This is a genomic window from Dyadobacter sandarakinus (genome assembly GCF_016894445.1).
Taxonomy (GTDB): domain Bacteria; phylum Bacteroidota; class Bacteroidia; order Cytophagales; family Spirosomataceae; genus Dyadobacter; species Dyadobacter sandarakinus.
This window is the reverse complement of record NZ_CP056775.1, coordinates 4144054-4163624: the sequence shown is the minus strand read 5'-3', so window position 1 is coordinate 4163624 and position 19571 is coordinate 4144054. Positions and strand designations below refer to the sequence as shown.

Here is a 19571-nt window from a genome sequence, read left to right as displayed (position 1 = left end):
GAAAACAGGATTAATGCGGATGCGACAGGCTTATGCGACTACCAGCCACAATATCAGTAAAAAAACGCCAAGCGCGGTGGCAATGTAATAGGATTGTATCCGGCCATTCTGAATGCTGCGTGCTACCTGGCCGGATGAACGTATAGCGGCTACCGTCAGGGTTACTGCGCCGTCTACAATGTATTTGTCAAATGTGGCAATCATATGCGCCAGTACCACGGCACCTCTGCCTACAAAATCAACGAATGCATCTATGCCACGTTTTTCGAGCTTTTGCAGCCTGCCGGCAATCCATGAAAAGGGTGCAATGAAATAGTGTTCCGAAGAGTAATCCCTTAGGCAGTTAAACATTGTACGCTTGCGTGCAGCTTTTTCGGTGGCAGGTGCGTGCAGGCTGAATGGATCCGCAGCAGTAATTTCCCGGTAAGCCAGTAAAATAGAAACGATCGTAGTCAATGTGGCTACTACCGGTATCCAGCCAAGGTGTACGGCTTCGTCCAATCCGAGCCATTCGAGAAACCAGCCGGCAGCAAATGGGTTCCATGAAAACCAGATGAAGAATGACAATGCAGCCAGCAGCGCCATCGGCAGCCACATCACAGCGGGTGACTCATGCGCGTGAACAGACGGGAATGTTGTAAACCTTTTTTCTCCAAAAAAAACCAGCCATACCTGGCGCGTCATGTAATAAGCAGTAAGCCCGGCCGAAAAGATGACAAGTATAGGAAAAATGTAAGCTGCCGCTCCATACTTTTCAGCCCATAAAAAACCTTCGGTAATGATCGCATCTTTGGATAAAAACCCTGAAAACAAAGGCAGACCTGCCAGCGCCGCCGCACAAACTGCAAAGCAGATGAAGGTGATGGGCAGTGCCCGCCGAAGCCCGCCCATCGTGCGCATATCCTGCGGATCAAAGCCCGCAACAGGATCAGCGGGCGTCACCGCATGGATCACCGAGCCGGCGGAAAGAAAAAGTCCGGCCTTGAAAAACGCGTGCGTAGTCAGGTGAAATATGGCTGTTTCCCAGCTGCCGAAGCCCACCGCTACAACCATCAGCCCAAGCTGTGACATGGTGGAGTAGGCCAGGACACGCTTGATATCCCAGGCGCGTACTGCCTGTACGGCGCCGGTGAGCATGGTGATTGTGCCGATGAGTATGATGACCAGCTGTGCATGCGGCGTAAGGAGGAATGCAATCCGGGCCAGCAGAAAAATACCCGCCGCCACCATGGTTGCCGCATGGATCAGTGCCGATACAGGTGTAGGACCTTCCATCGCATCGGGCAGCCAGCCGGAAAGTGGAAACTGGGCAGATTTGCCTACACAGCCTCCAAACAGACACAGGCCGATGCCCGTCAGGATCATTGGATCAAGCGCAGTGATTTCTTCAGATATTACTTCAAAGTCGGTAGAGCCTGTATAGTAAAAGAGCAGTAAAATGCCGGACAGGAATGCTGCATCACCGATGCGGTTGAGCACAAATGCTTTTTGCGCAGCCCATACCGCCCGCGGCCGGAAGTACCAGAAGCTGATAAGCAGATAGGACGAGAGCCCCACCAGTTCCCAGAAAATATACATCACAATGAGACTGCCCGAAAGCACGATCCCGATCATGGAAAAAAGGAAAAGCTGGATAAATGCAAAGTAGCGGTGCAATGCACGATCGCCATGCATGTAGGCAGTGGAATAAAGCTGCACGAGAAGCGCGACAAAATGCACAACTGTCAGCATCAGGCACGTGAGCCGGTCAAAGCGGAGGGCAATTTCAATGGAAGTTTTGCCAATGACAGCCCAGTTGAAATGCAGGGTATGGGTTGCCTCAAGGTCAGCGTAAATGAGGCTGACGGCCAGACCTGCGGCCGTAAGTGCCGCGCCCATCCAGCCGGCGACGTGATTAAGACCTTTGCCCCCGAGCCAGAGCAGGAGAAAACCGGCAAATGGTAAGCCCAACAGCAGACAAGCAGGTAAAATGTATGCGGTTTCGGGCATTGGGACTCCTATTCGTTGGTTTGCGGGCAAATATCCTGAATTCGAAGCCGAATTCAAATAAACCTAAACGTCTTTCTCGATATCCTCGATCTTGCCCGGGCCATGGATTACTTCCAGCAACTCACGCAGGTCGTAGGTGGAGCGGTTATAGGTATTGCCGAGCACAATGATCACAGCCTCGTCCTCAGGGCACACCCAGAGCATGGTATTGTACCCTTTCCACCAGCCGCCATGGTAAATGAACCGGGGCGAGTTGTCTTCCTTGATGTGCATTCTGAATCCGTATCCATAGTTGCGGATACCGGCATGCTCAAAGCTGCGCGGCTTGAAAGCCTCATCCAGCAGCTTTTTATCGAGCAGCATTCCCTGCATAAGCCCGTTGTAAAAACGGTAAATATCATTGGTTGTGGAATAAAGGCCTTTGTCGCCGACAACATCATCATAGTAATCCTTTTCAAGGCGGCGGCCATACTGGTGTCCCACGGTACGAAGCTGCGTAGCCACGCTCGTAGTATCGGTGACGAGGTAGGTGTTGCGCATGCCGAGCGGGGCGAGGATCTGGTTGTGCAGGTACACGCCAAACGGCTCACCCGTCACTTTTTCCACAATCGCAGCCAGCACGCAATAGTTGGTGTTACAATAATTAAAAGAGCGGCCGGGATGGTTGTAAGGCCGGGGTGTGGGCACTACTCTGGCATACCAGTCCATAATATCCAGGTTGTCGGGGTACTTCTGACCGTGCCGGATGCTGTCGGGAAAGGAGTAAATATAATTGGGCAGTCCGCTGCGGTGGCTCAGCAGCATGTCCACCTTTACCCCGTGATAAGGAAACTCAGGAAAAAACCGCTGTACCGAATCATCCAGGCTTACTTTGCCTTCCTGGATCAATTTCAGGACTGCTACTGCGGTAAATGGCTTGGAGAGGGATGCCAGCTGAAAGCGGGAAGCAGCGGTAAGTGAATCCTTTTCCTTTAAATGTGCAAAGCCGAATGAGCCCTGGTAAAGTATCTGGCCTTTTTGCACAACCAGCACGTTTCCATTGAAACCCGCACGCCTTTTCTTCTGAAAAATATGGTCGATTCTGGCAATTTTAAGGGCAGTCGCTGCGTCCGGATTTTTAACGGTGACAGGGTCAAGCTTTGCAATCTTTACAGGATCGACAGCGGCCAGCTCGTGCGCCGACTTGTTTTTCCTGACCAGTCCCCATGACACAATCACAACTACAATGACGGCCAGTACCGCCAGCACCACTTTCGGCTGCACTTTTCTGAACATAGGCTTTAAGGCCATATTATTTTAATAGGGGAACGCTGCTACGGATGGAAACCTTTTTGTACACTATATTACAAATTAAAAGGACAATAATTTAAGGAACCAGAACTTTCACTTCTTCTTTGTGTTCCCCATTTCCGTGCGACAGGAGGTATATCCCCGGCAGCAGCAGGCTAACAGGCACAATATCAATGTAACCAGAAGAATTAGCTGTCACCTGGGCAGGTATTCTGCGACCCTCCTTATTTCTCAGCACCAAAGTTGAAATATCCAGGTCGGTACCCGCAAGACGGATCAGTCCGGGGCTTGCCGGATTGGGCGCCGGCACCAGCTGTTTCCGCATCGTGCCCGTTGCTGCACTGACGGCATAGGACCATGTGAAAGTACCATCGCGGTCGGTGAGGCGGAGGCGGTAGTAGCTTGTGCCCGGCAGCGGATGGTTGTCCGTATACTGGTATGCGTTACGCCGGACTGTTTCGCCGGATGCGGGGATGCGGGCAATGGGTTCAAAATGCTGCATATCTACGCTGCGCTCTGCTGCAAAATAGTCACTGTTTTTCTCCCAGGCTGTTTCCCAGGATAATGTCACCTGATCATTTGCAGTAGCAGCCCGCAGGTAGGTCAGGCTTATAGGCAGCACAATGGGCAGTACCTGGCCGCCGATCACGACGTCATCAAACCAGAGTACGCCCAGTGTGGCATTGGTTGCATTGTAGCCGCAGAGGCGGATGGAAAAGTTAGCAGCCGTGAGGTTCAGGAATGAAACCGGGATGGTAAAGTTGTAAAATACATCCGCATTGGGGAGGTTGCAGGTGGCTACATCAGCCGCAAAGCCGTCTGCGCTGGTGCGCAGCTTTACCTGCGTAGTGCCCGTGGGAGAGCGCCTCAGCCTGAACGAAATACTGGTAATATCGTACTTGAATGCATTGACCTTCAACCCGAACTCCATGCTGCGGCTGACGGAAAATCCTGCGGGCCAGGGCCGTACAATGTAGGCCATGCCGCCGTGCCCGTCGGGGCTGTAAATGGAGGCCAGCGCGTAGGTATTGGGGCCGCCGAGCAGGCTGGCATCCTGGGGTGTGAAGTTGGCGTGCGACGAGCTGCCGGCCTGGGTGTTGTCCATGGTCCATTTGGCCTGGAAGGGCTGGGCTGCTGCAGGCTTGCTGCACAGCAGGCAGAGCAGGGCCAGCAGGCCAGCGTAAGGGTTTAATGCATACATGATCCGGAATTAAAGAATGGTGACTGGATTGAGACGGCTGTTGGCTGGTTGAGTCACATACATGGAAATGCTTCCTCAGAGCCTGTTAAGGCAAAATTTGCCGCAGGCTATCCCGAACCTGCCGCTGGTTCATTGGTTTTGCGGGAGAGCAAGGCAGCGGTTTACCTTACCCGAAAGTTTTTACAGAAAAATCAACCGCAATAAAAATGAATAGTAACCCTACACAACTGCTCCGCGGCTTGCGCATGATGGTTGCCGGCCTGTGTCTGAGCGTGCTGCCCGGGGCAGGCAGCCTGGTACTTGCACAAGGCGTGGGCATTAATACCACTACGCCTGACCCCAGTGCTGCGCTGCATATCCAAAGTAGTAACAGCGGCCTGCTGCTGCCACAGGTGAACCTTCAGAGTGTAACGGACAAGACAACCATCCCCGCACCCGCACCCGGGTTGCTGATCTACAATACCAATCCTGCATTGGATGGAGCAGGTTTTTACTACAACAACGGCACCAAAACTTTACCCAACTGGACCAACCTCAACCAGTTTAAAATCCCCTACTATGTTGCCGCCGAGCACAATGGAGCCGCTTTTCAGATTGATAATTATAATGGTGCATTAGGTAGTGCTGCTATTAAAGGTTATAGTTCGGGCAAAGGAATTGGTGTTTTGGCCGAAAGTGATCCAAGCGGATATGCATTGGTTGTAAATGGTGATGTTAAATTATCAGGAGGCAATCTTAATCCTGCTGCAGGAAAAGTACTTACTAGTGTTGGTAGCGATGGTTATGCGACGTGGCAGGATCCGAAAGTGGCTCCAAAGGTTGCTTTTAAGGCGAGTGGGGTGAAAGGTGGAGGGAGTGAGAAGACCGCAAGTGGTAATTTTGATACTAAGATTCCTTTCGCATCCGAAGAGTATGATTTAGGGAATAACTATAATGATGTCAATAGCAATCCACATAGTACGTTTATAGCACCCGTTAATGGTATTTATCATTTTGATGTCAAGTTGTTATCTAATATGCCCGATGGAACTGGAAATGATGGCGAACATTATGTAGGGTTGAAGCTAAACAAAGATGTAAATGGATCGATTTCATTGGTAGCAGCCGAGTCTTCCTTTGGGACTCAAACGTTGTTCTTCAACAATCTGTCTGTAGATGTGAAACTGAACCAGGGAGAAAGAATATTCGTCGTCGTCACCAATTTAAATGGAGACTATATCTATCTACATACTGAACCTTATAATACCTACTTCTCCGGCCACCTTGTAACACCGCTATAAAGAGCCTCATAAAAAGGGTAAATGGGAGTTTGAGAATCCAGGGCAGCAATGCCCGGGTTTGGTTATGAATGCGCAAAGGCACCTGGTTTTACCGGGTGTCTTTGTTTTTGTGTATCTGTAAAACAAATGAACCTCAGCGAAGGAGCGCAGCCCGCAGCTTTTCGCTTTCATGGGGGTTCAGTGTAAAGTTTCTTCTTGCAATACGGTCTGTAATGACCGTTTCACTGAGCTGCAACTGGATGGTAATTTCGGGCCGGGTGAGCCAGCCTGCCTCACTTTTTTTCAATGCTTCTTTCCACAATGGCAATGCCAGGTCATACCCCGGATTGGTAAACCCGAAATGCAATACGGGTACACCCGCAGTTTCTTCCCAGCCAAATGCAATGCGGCCCGGCTCATCCAGCAGGCCGTCTTCAAAAAAGGTATTTTTCAGGATTATTTTCAGCATGTCCGCAGCAGGCAGCACCCGCACGCGATCATCATCAGTGGGTTTTGTCATCTGTATTTCAGGTCATTATAATTCGCCGGAACCATGCTTCCAGTGCCTTTATTCCTGAATATAAAAAAATGTTTGTCAAACGGCAGTATTGCGGGGGCTTACAGGTCTAATCGTACATAGCGGGAAGGTAAAGTGCATTCGGACCATACCTCGGAGATGCTGAAAGTGCTGGTAGCGGAGTAAAAATCATAACATACCGGCCCAGGCCGGGTTTTAATTTCTAACATTTATCCTGATCAAACATATGGCATCACAAATACGAGGTACGTTACATTTTTATATTGATTTCCGGCAGCTACTGCTGATGTTTTGCCTGTTTATTTCTGCTGCCAGCTATGCACAACCCGCCATTGAATGGGGGAAAGCGTATGCGTATCCGCTGACTAACAAATTCACCTCCGTAGTAGCCACAGCAGATGGCGGATATGTGGCAGCGGGTGATGCAAATGGATACATGGGTCAGGCATTTTCATCGAAAGACTTCCGGGTCGTCAAGATCTCTGCCCAGGGTGCTGTACAATGGGAAAAGTTTTTCAGAGCCGATCGTATGGATGAAAATCCCAGGATTATACTCACCCAGGATGGTGGCTACCTGCTCGCCGGAACCTCCCAATCCAATAAAAGCGGCGATAAGTCTGAAAACGACAGGGCCGTGTCGGTGGACAGCCGGGGCGATTTCTGGGTGATCAAACTGGCGCCAGACGGGACGAAGCAATGGGATAAAACGATCGGCGGCAGCAACCGTGAACTCCTGAAAGCCGTAGCTGCTACCAATGATGGTGGATTTCTGCTGGGCGGGTCTTCTTCATCGGGTATCAGCGCTGAAAAAAGTACTGCCTCAAAAGGAGATTCTGATTTCTGGCTTGTCAAAATGGATGCGGCCGGGAAGGTTTTGTGGGATAAAAGTTTCGGCGGAAGCGGTCAGGATAGCCTGTATGCCATGAAACCAACTGCTGACGGCATTATCGTGGGCGGGACTTCCAATTCTGTTTTGAGTGGGGATAAAAGTCAGAATGCCGTGGGTGCGACGGACTACTGGCTCGTAAAGCTTTCCACCGACGGAACCAAACTTTGGGACAAAACCATAGGCGGCTTGTCTGCTGAAAGTTTGACAGACCTGGCTCTCACATCCGATGGCGGTTATGTTTTGAGCGGAAGTTCTACTTCGAATATTGGAGGAAATAAAAGTGAAAACGGCCGCGGTGCAGAAGATTACTGGGTCGTCAAAACGGATGGTTCGGGCAATGTTCAGTGGGATAAAACAATTGGTGGTACCAGTTACGACGTGCCCGCTAAAATCATTCAGCATCCAAAAGGCGGGTACGTGCTGAGCGGCTACTCCACCTCGGGTACTTCGGGCGACAAGTCGGAGCCTTTGAAGGGCATTGGGTGTATCTGGATGGTGAGGCTGGACGGCGGTGGTAAAAAGGTCTGGGAAAAAACAATCGGGTCTGCCGGTAAGGATAATTTCACAAAAACCGGCGACCTGATCGTCACACCTGACGGTGGGTTTTTGATCGCTGCGGAAGCAAAAAACAGGAACCGGACTGCGGATATGCCTGAAATTACCGACGACATAGAAAGCTGGATAATCAAGCTGCTGGCAGAGGATAATGATAAAAAGCTGCTTCTCTCAGCCAGTGAGGTCAAATTACTAGGAGAACCGACTAATCAATACAATCCGGTACAGGTTATTACACTTACAGCCAGCGACGGAACGCTTCCTCCGTTTACATTACAGCGGTCAGACAAAAATTGGCTGAACGTTTCTGCTTCCGGCGCCAACATCAAGTTTTCCGGAAATTCGCGGATCCTGAATCCCGGCGCAACGTCTTCCACCACGATCACGATTACAGCCCCCGGGTATGCCAGCGTTTCTGTCATTGTCCGGATCTCTGAGCGCCGCGCACCCTACATTTCTCCGATTGCTCCGATTACGGTCATTGCCAATCAAACCGCCAGGTTTAAAGCCATTGCCCGGGCTAATCCCGGCGAGTGGGTTTTGTTCTCATTGATTGGAGCTCCGGATGGTGCCATCATGGATACACTGGGCAATTTCAGCTGGACTCCTCAGCGGGCCGGTTTGTATAAGTTTAAGGTTAAATCCCGCACCAGTGCAGCTCCCGTATTTGAGTCCGAACAGAGCGTAGAGATCAAAGTTCTTCAAGCTGATCCGGAAGATATCGTCCGCATCAATGCAGGTGGCGGCGACTATACGACAGCAGACGGACGTCTTTTTCAAGCTGACAAATATTACTCAGGTATAGCCGGCACCAGTGATGGCAAGGAGGGGGACATTACAAATACGATTGACGATGATCTATACCGCACCGCCCGCTGCTCGCCCCAGTTCCAGTATGCCATTCCGGTGAAGCCGGGGGTTTATAAAGTTACGCTGCATTTTGCGGAGACCTACTGGGGCACATCTGCCAAAGGACAGCCGGGTGCAGGAAGCAGGGTCTTCAGCGCTTCTGCCGAAGGCACTACCTGGCTCTCAGGCTTTGACATTTTCGCTGTGGGCGGAGGTGCTTTCCAGATGGTGCAGCAAACCACTGAGATTGCGGTGACGGATGGTTTTCTCAATCTGGATTTCACGGCATCAGCTGACAAGGCCCGGCTTTCAGCCATTGAGGTATTGGGGGTTGAAAGTACTCAGGTAGTTGCCTTGCTGCCCGAGGAGGATGCGTATGTCCGCGGTGGCAGCTATGCCGATCAGAATTTCGGCAGCGAAGCCGGGCTGGATGTAAAGGGAGGAAGCCGCGAAGACCTGAACCGCGCAACTTATCTCAAATTTTCCCTAGCGGGCATCAATTCACTGACCAAAGCCCGGCTGCGGATCTATGGCTACAATCATGAACCGGAGCTGGGGTCTGTGGTGACTGTCGATATTCACACGCTTGATAATGATGATTGGAATGAAAATACGCTCACCTGGAATACAGCACCGCAGGGTATGATGAAGGAGATTGCTATTTTCGGGGCATACAGTACTGCCAGATATTACGAACTCGATGTGACCAAGTATGCCAAATCATGGGCAGCCGGCGATAAGGTGATTACCCTCGTCCTTCGCGACAATAATAAGGGAAAGAAACGGGTGATCTTCAACAGCAAAGAGCATCCTCTCAACCCACCCCAGCTCATCATCACCACAACGGATCCTTTGCCCGGCATAGCCCGCATAGCCGCAGCGCCGGCTTTTGAAACGTCAGAAATAGAAGCTGCCAGCTCAACCATTTTCCCCAACCCCGTCCAGAAACAAATCTCCGTAAAAATCAGCCCGCAGCACCACGACAACATTTCACTCAGCCTGATCAATGCATCTGGCCGCATCTATCCATTAAAAACCAAAGAAGCCCCAAGAGGCGGAGCCACAGCTGAGGCGGATATTTCAAACCTGTCGCTGGCAAAAGGCATTTACCTGCTTAAAGTACATTCGGACAATGCTTCGGAAGTGCTGAAAGTGCTGGTGGCGGAGTAAGATTTACAGCATACCGGCCCGGGCGTGGTTCCGGGCCGTATTTTAATTCTTAATATTTATCCCGGTCAAACAAATGATTTTACAACTACGATGCCTTTCACAATTCATTTCTAAACTACCCGGAATAGCACTGGTAGGTTGTCTTTTTCTTTCTGTTGCCAGCTACGCCCAGCCGGGCATAGAGTGGGGAGGTGGGTATGGAACGGGACCGGCCAACAGGCTGACGTCCGTTGTTGCAACGTCCGACGGCGGCTACATAGCAGCAGGTAATAGCTTAGGTAGCACTAATGGATATGACTTAAACAACGATTTCCGGGTAATCAAGATTTCTGCCCAGGGTATCCTTCAATGGGAAAAGTTTTTCAGAGGCATTAGTCCGGACGAAAACCCCAAAGTCTTACCCATATCCGACGGCGGCTTTCTCATGGCCGGAACCTCCCAGTCGAACAAAAGCGGTGATAAGTCTGAAAACGACCGGGCCGTGTCAGTGGACAGCCGGGGCGATTTCTGGGTGATCAAATTGGCCGCAGATGGGACCAAGCAATGGGATAAAACGATCGGCGGCAGCAACCGTGAACTTCTGAAAGCCGTAGCTGCTACCAGTGACGGCGGCTTTCTCCTGGGCGGATCTTCTTCATCGGGGATCAGCGGCGAAAAAAGTACTGCCTCAAAAGGAGGTTCTGATTTCTGGCTTGTCAGGATCGATGCGGCCGGGAAGGTTTTGTGGGATAAAAGTTATGGCGGAAGCGGGCAGGATAGTCTGTATGCCATGAAGCCGACTGCGGACGGCATTATATTAGGCGGAACTTCCAACTCAGCTGTCAGTGGAGATAAAAGCCAGAATGCAATAGGCGCAACGGACTACTGGCTCGTGAAGCTTGCCGCCGACGGGACCAAACTCTGGGATAAAACCATAGGCGGCTTGTCTGCTGAAAGCTTGACCGACCTGGCTGTAACTTCCGATGGCGGGTATGTTTTAAGCGGAAACTCAACTTCGGGTATCGGAGGGAACAAGAGCGAAAATAACCGTGGCGGGGAAGATTACTGGGTTGTCAAAACGGATGGTTCGGGCAATGTTCAGTGGGATAAAACAATCGGTGGTTCCGGCTATGACGTGCCTGCAAAAATTATTCAGCATTCGAAAGGCGGGTACGTGCTGAGCGGCTACTCTACCTCGGGTACTTCAGGCGATAAGTCGGCACCTTTGAAAGGAAGTGGAAACATCTGGATCGTGCGGCTGGATGATGCGGGTAAAAAAACCTGGGAAAAAACAATTGGATCCGACGGGAAGCAGAACTATACAAAGACGGGTGATTTTATCAGCACGGCAGATGGTGGGTTTTTGATCGCCGCTGAGGCAGTGAACAGGACTGCGACTGTGGATATGGCAGAAACCACCGATGGAATAGACAGCTGGCTCATCAAGCTGCTGGCAGAGGATAATGATAAAAAACTGCTTCTGTCGGAAAGTGAGGTCAATTTCGTTGGAGATCCTACCAATGCTTTCAGACCGACAAAGACACTTCAGTTAACAGCAACCGGCGGTCTACTTCCAACATTTAAAATCAAACAGTCTGACAAAAACTGGCTGAAAGTCTCAGTTTCCGGAAGCAATGTTAAATTTACCGCAAATGGGACAATCATATATATGGATGGATCAGCTTCTTCGACCACCATTGGGATTAGTGCTCCGGGATATGCCCGCCTGATCGTTCCGGTCCGGATTACACAACGTCGAGCGCCTTCTATCGCACCCATTGCTCCCATTACGGTCAATGTCAATCAAACGGCCAGGTTCAAGGCAATTGTCAGGCCGAACCCCGGTGAGCGGGCGATCATATCATTAGTCGGAGCACCGGCTGGCGCCATTATGGATTCTTTGGGCAATTTCAGCTGGACACCCCAGCAAGCCGGTTTTTTCAAATTTAAAATTATTGCCCGCACCAGTGTAGCCCCTGTATTTGAAAATGAGCAGAGCATACAGATTAAAGTCCTGCAAGCTGATCCGGAAGATGTAATACGTATTAATGCGGGCGGCGGAGATTACACGACAGCTGACGGACGGTTTTTTCAGGCGGATAAATATTATTCCGGTGAAGGCGGCACCAGTGATGGCAAAGAGGGAGACATTGCCAATACGATTGACGACGATCTGTACCGCACCGCCCGCTGCTCGCCCCAGTTCCAGTATGCCATTCCGGTGAAGCCAGGGGTTTATAAAGTGGTACTGCATTTTGCGGAGACCTATTGGGGTACATCCGTCAAAGGACAGCCCGGTCCGGGAAGCAGGGTTTTCAATGTCTCGGCGGAGGGTACAACCTGGCTTTCGGGCTTTGACATATTTACTGCGGGCGGAGGCGCCTTCCAAATGGTGCAGCAAACCATTGAGGTGGCTGTAACCGACGGTTTTCTTAACCTGAATTTTAATGCATCCGCTGATAAAGCCAGGCTCTCAGCCATCGAGGTATTGGGTGTTGAGAATACACAGGTAGCGGCATTGCTACCCGAGGAAGATGCCTATGTGCGGGGCGGCAACTATGCCGACCAGAACTTCGGCACTGAAGCGGGGCTGGATGTAAAAGGAGGAAGCCGCGAAGACCTGAACCGCGCCACTTATCTTAAATTCTCCCTGGCAGGAATCACCGGAATTACTAAAGCCCGGTTGCGCATCTACGGCTATAATCATGAGCCGGAGCTGGGGGCATCTACAAATATTGACATCCACATGCTCGACAATGATAACTGGATCGAAAATACGCTTACCTGGAACACGGTACCACAAGGTACCATGGAGGAGATCGCCGTTTTCGGGGTAAATAGCACGCCTGGGTATTACGGGGTGGACGTGAGCAAATATGCAAAGCTATGGGCAGCCGGGGATAAAGTCATTACGCTGGTACTTCGCGACAATAACAAAGGAAAGAAGCGGGTGATCTTCAACAGCAAGGAGCATCCTCTCAACCCTCCCCAGCTGATCATTACCACGACGGATCCTTTGCCCGGCATAGCCCGCATAGCCGCAGCGGCGACTTTTGAAACGCCGGAAAACGAAGCTGTCAGCTCAACCATTTTCCCCAACCCCGTCCAGAAGCAGCTTTCCGTAAAAATCAGCCCGCAGCACCACGACAACATTTCGCTCAGCCTGATCAATGCAGCCGGACGCACATTTCTCCTAAAAACCAAAGAAGCCCCGCGTGGCGGGGCCACAGCTGAGGCGGACATTTCGAATCTGGCATTGCACAAAGGTATTTACCTGCTCAAAGTGCATTCCGATAATACATCCGAGGTGCTGAAAGTGCTGGTGGCGGAGTAAGATTTACAGCGTACCAGCCCGGGCGTGGTTCCGGGCCGCTTTTTTCAAATTTTAAAAAATATAATGTGTAAATCAGATGCATCAACAATTACAATTTCCGGGAAGATTAGCCCTGAATATTAAAAAATCATTACTGACCGCCTGCTTGCTCTGTGCGGGTACGCTCCACGCCCAGCCGGGCATTGAATGGAGTCGATTGTATTCCAAACCGGGGGATGACAAATTCACCTCCATCATGAATACTGCGGATGGTGGATACGTGGTGGCAGGAGAAAATACGAGTAAGTTGCCGGGGGATCTGGGGTATCTGGATTTCCGCCTGACCAAGGTTTCTGCAACAGGCGCGCTTCAATGGGAGCAATCATTCGGAGGCAACAAGCATGATCAGGACACCCGTGTAGCGCTTGCTCCGGATGGTGGTTATTTACTGGCAGGTACTTCCCGGTCCAACAAAAGCAGGGATAAATCGGAGAACGACCGTGCGCTGTCACCGGACAATGCAGGCGATTTCTGGATCATCAAGCTGTCAAAAGACGGGACTAAACAATGGGAAAAAACGATTGGCGGCGACAATCAGGATTTGCTGAAAGCCGTCAGTCCAACTCCCGACGGAGGTTACCTGCTCGCAGGGTCGACCCTGTCCGGTACCAGCGGTGAAAAGAAAACTGCATCGAAAGGGTCTTACGATTTCTGGCTTGTGAAGATTGATGGTAATGGTAATGTTCAGTGGGATAAGAGCTTTGGCGGCACAGGTGACGATCAGTTGAGCGCCATGAAACTGACTAGCGACGGGGTTATTATTGGCGGAACGTCCGATTCGCCGTTGGGAGCGGACAAGACGCGTCAGGCATTTGGTAAAAATGACTTCTGGCTTGTTAAGGTTACTTTTAATGGTGATAAAATTTGGGATAAAACGATCGGAGGAAATGATACGGACGTGCTCACCGATCTGGAAATCACTTCTGATGGCGGGTTTATCATATGCGGAAATTCAAGGTCCGGGATTTCAGGAAATAAAAGTAAAAAAAGCCTCGGGCTGGATGATTACTGGGTTGTCAAAACCGATGCGCTGGGTAATGTACAATGGGATAATGCATTGGGAGGCACCTCCTATGATTATGCAAGTTCGGTCATACCGCTCCCCGAAGGCGGTTACGCAGTGAGCGGCTATTCCTATTCAAGACTGAACGGAAACAAAACGGCGCCCCTGAAAGGACTGTACTGTGTCTGGCTGATCAGGCTGGATGCAAGTGGGACGATGGTCTGGAATCAGACATACGGAGCCTCCGACTACCCCGATTTTGCTGTTCCTGCCGATATCACGCTGGCCGCGGATGGCAGTTTGCTGCTCGCCGGCCTGGCCAAAGTTGAATCTGGTACAGCTGATATCCCGATGCCTTCCGCGGGGAGAGATGCTTGGCTTCTCAAACTACAGACAGAGGGAAATACCCGTCAGCTCCAACTTTCAGACAGCATTGTCAATTTTTATGCAAGCCCTTCCAGCCTGGCGCCAACCCGGACGCTGACCGTGAGCGGCAGTGTGGATCCCTATGTCATTACACCGCCCAGCAGTCCGTGGCTGAGCGCCACGGTTACCGGTAATAATGTGGTGGTGGCTGCCAATGCGGCTGGTTTGGCTGGCGGAAGCTACTCCGCGAATGTGACCGTGGGCGCAGCAGGGTATGCAAGTGCAACCGTTTCCGTGAAGCTGGTCGTGCGTATTGCACCGGTCATTGCGTCGATCCGTACCATTACAGTGCCTGTGAATCAGGCCGCTATGTTTACGGCCAGGGCTGCCGTGAGTGAAGGGGAGCGCGCCATTTTTTCATTGACAGATGCTCCTGCCGGCGCGCAGATGGATACTTCCGGCAGATTTATCTGGACGCCGTCCACGCCGGGAACATACATTTTTCGTGTAAAGGCAAGTACCAGCAGGACGCCCGTGCTTACCTCGGAACGCGAAGTAAAAATAGTAGCATTGGCCGGCAATCCTGATGATGTGATCCGCATCAACGCAGGCGGAGGCGACTATACGACGGCCGACGGTAGGTTTTTTCAGGCGGATAAATATTACTCGGGTATTGATGAAATCAGCGATCGGGAGGTTCCGGATATTGCCTACACGGCAGATGATGAACTGTACCGCGTGGCGCGCTGCTCGCGCCAGTTTGATTACACAATCCCGGTAAAAAGGCCGGGTATTTACAAGATCGTCATGCATTTTGCGGAAACATACTGGGGGGTAGCGGAAAGACGGGAAGGTCGGGGTAGCCGGCAGTTCTATGTTTCCATGGAGCGTCAGCAGAAGCAGCATCTTTATGATATTTTCACCTTGGCTGGCGGAGCCTTGAAGGCTACCCAGGCGACGCTGGAGGTTGCGGTAACGGACGGGTTTCTCAATCTGTACTTCAATGCATCCGATGATAAGGCGCGTCTTTCGGCACTTGAAATTATATTCGTTAAGCCCCTGCAGGTAGTGACTTTGCAACCTACTGATGATGCCTACGTCAGGGGAGGGAGCTATGCCGATCAGAATTTTGGCAGGGAGTCAACGCTGGATGTGAAAGGGGGGAGCCGTAACGACCTGAACCGGGAAAGTTACATGAAGTTTTCGCTGGCGGGTATCAGTCAGGTGACCAAAGCATATCTACGGATTTATGGGTACAAGCATGAAGCAGGCCTTCCTTTGCAATTCCGGGTTTTTGCGCTTGAAAATGATGACTGGAGCGAAAATACAATCACCTGGAATGATGTGCCGGCCGGTAGTATGAAAGAAATAGACAGGCGTGTCATCACCGAAACAGCTTCCTACTTTGAATTTGACGTTACTGAATATGCCAAATCGTGGGTTGCCGGCGATAAGATGATCACCTTTGTGTTGCAGGACAGTGATAACCGTAAGCTGCGAATGGTCTTTAATAGTAAGGAAAATGGCTCTAATCCGCCCGAACTAATCATTTCTACGACGGATCCTGTTTTAAACACAATCCGCCTTGCCGCAAACCCTGGTTTTGAAAAGCCCGTAAGTGAAGTGACAAGCTCAACCATTTTCCCCAACCCCGTCCAGAAACAGCTCTCCGTAAAAATCAGCCCGCAGCACCACGACAACATCTCGCTCAGCCTGATCAATGCAGCGGGCCTTACATTTTCATTAAAAACAACAGAAGTCCTAAGATGCGGAGCCACAGCTGAGGTGGATATTTCCAACTTATCGTTGAGTAAAGGCATTTACCTGCTCAAAATACAATCAGACCATGCATCAGAAGTGCTGAAAGTACTGATATCAGACTAAAAAAATACAGCGTACCAGCCCAAAACAACCCAGGCCGGTACGCTACCATACCTGACCACCCCTGACAACACCTGACAATTCCTGACAACCCCTGACCCAACCTCCCCTAAACCGGAAAATAAATCCGAAACGTAGCACCCTGTCCTACCTGGCTCATGGCAGTAATCGCACCACCATGATTGGTTACGACCCTTTCACAAATCGCCAGGCCTATGCCTGTACCGCCAAATTCGCTTTTACCGTGCAGCCGCTGAAACACCTGGAAGATCCGGTCGAGGTATTGCTCATCGAAGCCGATGCCATTATCAATCACCTCAATCAGGTGGTAGGTACTGGCACTGCGCGCCGGCGCAGCTGTCCGCGGCAGCTCGGCTAATGTTACCTTGCTCGCCTTCACATGAATGGAAGGTGCCTGACCCGGGCGGCGGAACTTCAATGCATTGCTCAGCAGGTTTTGAAAAAGTTGCCCCAGCTGCATCGCCTCTCCCGAAATAGTAGGCAGGTTGTCAACCCTGATTTCCGCTGCACTGTCTGTGATTGCCAGTTCCAGTACATTTAGTACGTTATCAATAACTTTGTTCAATGCAACTGGCTGATGAATGCCGCGCCTGGTTGAAATGCTTGAAAAGTCGAGCAGATCCCTGATCAGTATCGACATCCGGCTGGCTGCCGATTGTACGCGTTCAAGGTATATGGCCGCTTCTCCGGTCTGCGATTGGTAGCGCGTTTTTAGTATATCGCTGAACTGCTGGATCTTCCGCAGCGGCTCCTGCAGGTCATGGCTGGCGACGTATGCAAATTGCTGCAGGTTTTCATTCGAGCGCAGCAATTGCTGATTGGCTTCTTCCAGTTCTTCATTGATCGCCATATACTCTTCATTCTGAGCGGCGAGCTCCTCGTTCAATGCTGCCAGCTCCTCGGTCCTGATCTCAACCACCTGTTCGAGCTCCTGCTGGCGGCGGCGCTCATCGGTAACATCCTGGGCAGTACCGACCAGCTTGTAAGCTTGTCCTTCGATGTCGTACAGTACCTTGCCCCGGGCATGGATAATGCGCTCGGGGCTGCCTGAAAAGGGATTGAGCCGGTACTCGGCATCATAGGTACCCGTAGAGCCGGGTTCCAGCGCATGACGTATGGCACTTTCCACATCCATCCGGTCTTCGGGGTGGATCGGGTTATATACTTCGGGCAGCTCAATCTGGCCGGCACTGAACCCAAACCATTCCCGGATCGTATCCGAGTAGCTTACCTGGCCGGTTGCAAGGTTGAGCTCCCAGGAACCCAGGCGCGCGAGTGCGATTGCATCCCTCAGGCTGGCCTCGGCCTCTACCAGCTGCTGCTGCGCCACCACCAGGTCGGTCACATCAGCAGCGGTATTCATCACGCCATATACATTCCCCTCCGCATCAAAGAGGGGCGTGAAGTTATATTTGAAATAAAATGATTTAAGCTGCCCTTCAATCATCAGATCTACGCGCTGATTGTGTGCATAGTACGGCTTCCCGGTCATGTACACCTGGTCAAGCTGCTCGTAAATGCCTTTATCGGCCAGTTCGGGCAGTACCTCGGCATACCGCTTGCCGACGATGTCCGTACCTTTTCCCCAAACATCAATAATGGATTGGTTTACCAGCTGTATAAGCATCTCCCGCCCCACATATACGCCGATCGGGAAAGGTGCACTTTCCACAACGCTCCGCAGCCTAGCCTCGCTGATTTCCAGCTTTTGCCGGGACAATACCTGTTGGGTCATATCCTGGCAAAGGATAATTACGCCGGATATATAGCCGTCCGCTTCCTTGTAAGGCTGGTAAACAAGGTCCAGGTAACCTTCTTTCGGTCCATCTTCCGACACAACCGAGTAAGGCTGGTGAAAAAGGTACAGGGGGTTTCCGGTTGACCGGACTTCCTCGATAATGCCATGAAAAGGATCGCGGGCTTCGGGGATTACATCAAACAGCCTGCGGCCCTGAAGTTCTTCGGGCTTGCGGTTGATCAGCTGTGCATAAGCCTGGTTGACGATCTCCACGCGCATTTCGGGACCTTCCAGCAGGATAATGCCCATGGATGCATCCCTGACCAGATTCTGAAAACGCTGCTGCGACAGGATGAGCTGCCGGGCATTTTCAATTTCACTTGTTTTTTCGGAACAGGTCAGCAGCACTCCGTCAATATTTCCCCCGTCGCTCGTCAGCGGGCTCAGGCTGTAATCCCAGAAAGACGAAGATGTATGGTCGATTTTGTAAAAATCAAGTGGCTGGTTTCTCAGCGTTACGGCCCTGCCGTCGGCAGCTACCGTGCGGGCTGGCGGTACAACCTCCGGCCAGATGCCCTCAGCGAGCATGGCAGCCGGCTGCCCGAATGCATGGGGGCGGCGTGCACCGAAGAGTTCGTGAAATGTATCATTATAGAGGGTAATGAGCTCCGTACCCCACAAAACAGCCATCGGGAGCGGGCTGTTCAGGATCATTTGTACCAATGTGCGCAGACTTTGAGGCCAGCGATCAGGTACTCCCAAAGGAGAATCCTGCCAGTGGTACCGGCGGGCAAATTCGCTCATCCGGTCATCAGCTGAGAAAAAGGTATAGGTGCTTTGATTGAATGGTTTTTCCACAAATTCGAGATTATGTAACGGCAAGTTAAAAAATCCAGACTGATGTCTGGCAAATTCTCAGGGGAGGAACCCTTCCCACGGCGGTAATAGAAAGTTAATCATGATTGTGATTCCTGTTTGATTATCGGTTTTATTGCATGCACCTGGTTTATGAACTTATGCGCAACCATTTTTCTTCACCTGTTTTTTTCCGGAGCCGGCTGGTTTACGGATCTCTCACGATTGCCATCATGCTGGCTGGTTTTTTGTCGCGGCGGTTGTTGGGGCAGTATTCATTTGTCAGGCTTTACGTGGGCGATGTACTGTGGGCCATGATGGTGTTTTTCGGATTGGCCTTCATTTTTCGGCGATGGCTGGTGCGAAGGGTAGCCGCCGCTGCATTGTTGTTTTCGGTATGCATCGAGCTCAGTCAGCTGTACCATGCGCCCTGGATTGATGCTATCAGAAGAATGCCACTGGGCGGCCTGGTACTGGGTTTTACATTCGTCTGGAGCGACTTACTTTGTTATAGTCTGGGCATTGTACTCGGTGCGCTTGCCGAACTATTTTTGATGGATGCTTCCGGAAAAGTGAAGTAACCATACATTCATGGCAGAATAGTAAGTAAATGAT

10 protein-coding genes are annotated in these 19571 nt (G+C 51.1%); 5 read left to right on the top strand and 5 right to left on the bottom strand.

Translation table 11 applies throughout. The features are described 5' to 3' along the window. Window positions 1-30: 30 nt before the first annotated feature. From nuoL to HWI92_RS16820, 3 genes are all read right to left on the bottom strand, one after another. The gene (gene nuoL / locus HWI92_RS16830; protein WP_204657426.1) at window positions 31-1989 is read right to left on the bottom strand and encodes an NADH-quinone oxidoreductase subunit L; all 1959 of its coding nucleotides are present in this window, start codon (window positions 1987-1989) and stop codon (window positions 31-33) included. A gap of 63 nt (window positions 1990-2052) precedes the next feature. Next, the gene (locus HWI92_RS16825; RefSeq protein ID WP_229248145.1) at window positions 2053-3279 is read right to left on the bottom strand and encodes a serine hydrolase domain-containing protein; all 1227 of its coding nucleotides are present in this window, start codon (window positions 3277-3279) and stop codon (window positions 2053-2055) included. Window positions 3280-3355: 76 nt separating this feature from the next. Continuing rightward, the gene (locus HWI92_RS16820; protein ID WP_204657424.1) at window positions 3356-4480 is read right to left on the bottom strand and encodes a hypothetical protein; all 1125 of its coding nucleotides are present in this window, start codon (window positions 4478-4480) and stop codon (window positions 3356-3358) included. Between the two features lie 206 nt (window positions 4481-4686). Between HWI92_RS16820 and HWI92_RS16815 the strand changes: the two genes are divergently transcribed. Then, window positions 4687-5760, top strand: a complete 1074-nt coding sequence (locus tag HWI92_RS16815) for a phage tail-like protein (RefSeq protein ID WP_204657422.1) — start codon at window positions 4687-4689, stop codon at window positions 5758-5760. A gap of 133 nt (window positions 5761-5893) precedes the next feature. Here HWI92_RS16815 and HWI92_RS16810 read toward each other — a convergent pair whose 3' ends face one another. Further along, the gene (locus HWI92_RS16810; protein ID WP_204657420.1) at window positions 5894-6259 is read right to left on the bottom strand and encodes a hypothetical protein; all 366 of its coding nucleotides are present in this window, start codon (window positions 6257-6259) and stop codon (window positions 5894-5896) included. Between the two features lie 244 nt (window positions 6260-6503). Here HWI92_RS16810 and HWI92_RS16805 point away from each other — a divergent pair, with 244 nt between their 5' ends. The 3 genes from HWI92_RS16805 to HWI92_RS16795 all read left to right on the top strand — a co-directional run bounded on the left by HWI92_RS16805 (window position 6504) and on the right by HWI92_RS16795 (window position 16345). Continuing rightward, window positions 6504-9740, top strand: a complete 3237-nt coding sequence (locus tag HWI92_RS16805; RefSeq protein ID WP_204657418.1) for a CBM96 family carbohydrate-binding protein — start codon at window positions 6504-6506, stop codon at window positions 9738-9740. A 73-nt stretch (window positions 9741-9813) separates the two neighbouring features. Further along, entirely contained in the window at window positions 9814-13053 is a 3240-nt protein-coding gene (locus tag HWI92_RS16800; RefSeq protein WP_204657416.1) for a CBM96 family carbohydrate-binding protein, read from the top strand. 76 nt (window positions 13054-13129) lie between these two features. Then, complete coding sequence (locus tag HWI92_RS16795; RefSeq protein ID WP_204657414.1) at window positions 13130-16345, top strand: CBM96 family carbohydrate-binding protein; 3216 nt, start codon at window positions 13130-13132, stop codon at window positions 16343-16345. 106 nt (window positions 16346-16451) lie between these two features. Here HWI92_RS16795 and HWI92_RS16790 read toward each other — a convergent pair whose 3' ends face one another. After that, entirely contained in the window at window positions 16452-18983 is a 2532-nt protein-coding gene (locus HWI92_RS16790) for a PAS domain-containing protein (RefSeq protein ID WP_204657412.1), read from the bottom strand. 134 nt (window positions 18984-19117) lie between these two features. Between HWI92_RS16790 and HWI92_RS16785 the strand changes: the two genes are divergently transcribed. Continuing rightward, a complete protein-coding gene (locus HWI92_RS16785; RefSeq protein ID WP_204657410.1) occupies window positions 19118-19537 on the top strand; it encodes a ribosomal maturation YjgA family protein in 420 nt (139 codons plus the stop codon). The last annotated feature ends 34 nt before the right edge of the window (window positions 19538-19571 follow it).